General features: G+C 40.5%; 2 protein-coding genes and 1 pseudogene. 2 read left to right on the plus strand and 1 reads right to left on the minus strand.

The features are described from left to right. Positions 1–209 precede the first annotated feature (209 nt). Entirely contained in the window at positions 210–1,001 is a 792-nt protein-coding gene (locus tag RMO79_RS22720) for a serine/threonine-protein kinase (RefSeq protein WP_310485544.1), read from the plus strand. 18 nt (positions 1,002–1,019) lie between these two features. Further along, positions 1,020–1,847 (plus strand): hypothetical protein, encoded by an 828-nt coding sequence (locus RMO79_RS22725; protein ID WP_310485545.1) that lies wholly within the window; start codon positions 1,020–1,022, stop codon positions 1,845–1,847. Positions 1,848–1,977: 130 nt separating this feature from the next. Here the strand turns inward: RMO79_RS22725 and RMO79_RS22730 are convergent. Beyond that, positions 1,978–2,499, minus strand: a pseudogene (locus RMO79_RS22730) (glutamate synthase subunit alpha); the annotation flags it as partial.

Here is a 2,499-nt window from a genome sequence, read left to right on the forward strand (position 1 = left end):
AAGCACCATCCACAGTTGCTAAAGTCATTTTTTCTAGTTTCAGCACGATCGATTCGTTTGCGTAGCCTCTCCGTGGATAATCGCGAAGCATGTCGTAGTAAATTAACTGTAGTAAAGTGGGTATACTAACTAAAGGGGCAAAGACGTTGTTATCACATCGATACAGTGAAATCGAGCGAGGATATCGTCAGTGCTAGGCATAAACTTTTTTGCTGATTATTTCCATGATAGGTCAGACTCTAGACAAACGATATAAAATCATTCGGAAGCTTGGCTCTGGCGGTTTTGGAGAGGCTTTCCTAGCAAAAGACATTTCCCTACATGGCATCTTTTGTGTGGTGAAGCAGCTAAAGCCCATCGACAAAAGCGAACAGGTTTTAAAAATAGCACGACGTTTGTTTGTGACAGAATCAGAAACTTTACTGCGTTTGGGTAAGCACGATCAAATCCCTACGCTTTTGGCTCACCTTGAAAAAGGGAAGGATTTTTTCTTAGTACAGGAATTCGTTGACGGTCATCCATTGAGCGCGGAAATTAAAGCAAATCAGCCTTGGGCTGTAGATGATGTAATCGATCTACTCGCTAGCGTATTAGATCCTCTGGCATTTACCCACGCTAATAATACGATCCACCGCGATATTAAACCTGACAACTTGATGCGGAGACACTCCGATGGCGAAGTGGTGTTAATCGATTTTGGTGCAGTTAAAGAAGTTATCAACTCTAGTAGCATCACTCAAGGGCAAGCAGTTTTCACAGTAGGCATTGGGACTCCAGGTTATATGCCTGTCGAACAAGCACAAGGTAATCCTAAGTTTAGCAGCGATATTTATGCGTTAGGAGTTACTTGTATTCAATCATTAACAGGTTTATCGATAGAAAATTTAGATACAACTTCATGGCGGCATCTAGCAAGTGTAGATGCAAATCTGGCAGATATTTTAGATCGGATGGTTCAGTATGATTATCGCCATAGATATACGTCAGGAACGGAGGCATAAGAATCAGTTCGGGAGTACATGAAGGACAAACCCAGAACATCGCCAAAAGTATCCTATTTGCCGTCACCTGAGCTTGTAAATAACTATTCTTATACTGCTGCAACTGTCCCGACTAGAAAAATATCAATAGCCACTAAAGTTAGTAATACTTTGAACTTATCTGAAATTCTGGTTTCTAAGATATTTCTATGGTTTGAGCTATCCTTTACTTATATAGTAATTGCACTTGTATTTGCAGTTTTTTCACTGACATGGATATTAGGCACTGCACTTTTATTCACACCCAAACTTGTACATGAACCTAATTTATGGATTGCGTTTATAATATCAATTATTTTAAGCATCTTGTATTTTTATTTTATATATAAATTTCAAGATAAATACAAAAAATCATATACTGTTTCACTTCTAAAAATTGCATACGAAGATCTTTTTCAAACGCTTTTGTTTACCTCTTCAATTGTGGGATATTATATCTTAGATCACAACAGAGTTAATACTAATCTTTTTGTACAAATTGGTCTTTGCGTTGTCTATCTGCCCTTGGCATATATCGAATGTATTCGTGCATCTCCGCATACGAGTCAATTCCGATCTTTTCCTTACGATTGGAAGAAAGTTGATAAAATCGTATGCCCAACAAGAATACTGGGACTTATTATATCTATCTTTTTAGGATTGGGGTTTGTAGTTAAGAGTAAAGACATGTTTAACAGTGGATTTGAATTATACATCTCAGCTTTTATTTCATCCATTGTTATGATGATTAGCTATGGAATGATCGTGAGTATCATTCATGCTATTGCCATTGATACTAATGTAGATAGAAGCAAGTGGTTTAAATAAGCTTTCGATAAGTTTAGGACATAAAGTTCAAGTTCGGCTGCATCTAATTCGCTTTTAGTTGTGCTAGCTTTTGTTTAATCAAAACTAGATCGCGGTCGCGATCTAGTTTACTGCCGATCGATCCAACCTCCTAACTTCCCCCAATACGAGCGACATCGCGAGAATTCTCCTCAAAAGCAGCATTGAGCGCATCATCACCACTCAACCCCGAAGCCAGCGCATTCTGAATCGCTTGCAACACCCGTTTATAATCACGCGGCATCACCTTCACAAACTTCGGCACCATCTCATCCCAATTAGCTAGCACCGAGATCGCTTTCTGACTCTTGGTATACTGTGCGTGTTTTTCGATCGAACCCTTCAACTTGGCAATTTCTTCAGGATCGGAAAGCGTTTCCAAACCCACCATCTGAGTATTGCAGCGCGTCGGGAAATCACCCTGCTCGTCGAGGATATAGGCAACACCGCCACTCATTCCGGCTGCGAAATTGCGTCCGGTTTTACCCAAGATGATGACTTGTCCGCCTGTCATGTATTCACAACCGTGATCGCCGATCGATTCCACAACTGCACTGACACCAGAGTTACGGACACAGAAACGTTCGCCAGCTATGCCGTTGATGTAGATTTCGCCGCTGGTGGCTCCGTAGAG

The organism is Chamaesiphon sp. VAR_48_metabat_403 (assembly GCF_031422475.1).
Classification (GTDB): Bacteria; Cyanobacteriota; Cyanobacteriia; order Cyanobacteriales; family Chamaesiphonaceae; genus Chamaesiphon.

Excerpts from the sequence above, each read along its gene's own strand:
- RMO79_RS22725 (WP_310485545.1), top strand. The coding sequence starts at position 1,020 with ATGAAGGACAAACCCAGAACATCGCCAAAAGTATCCTATTTGCCGTCA.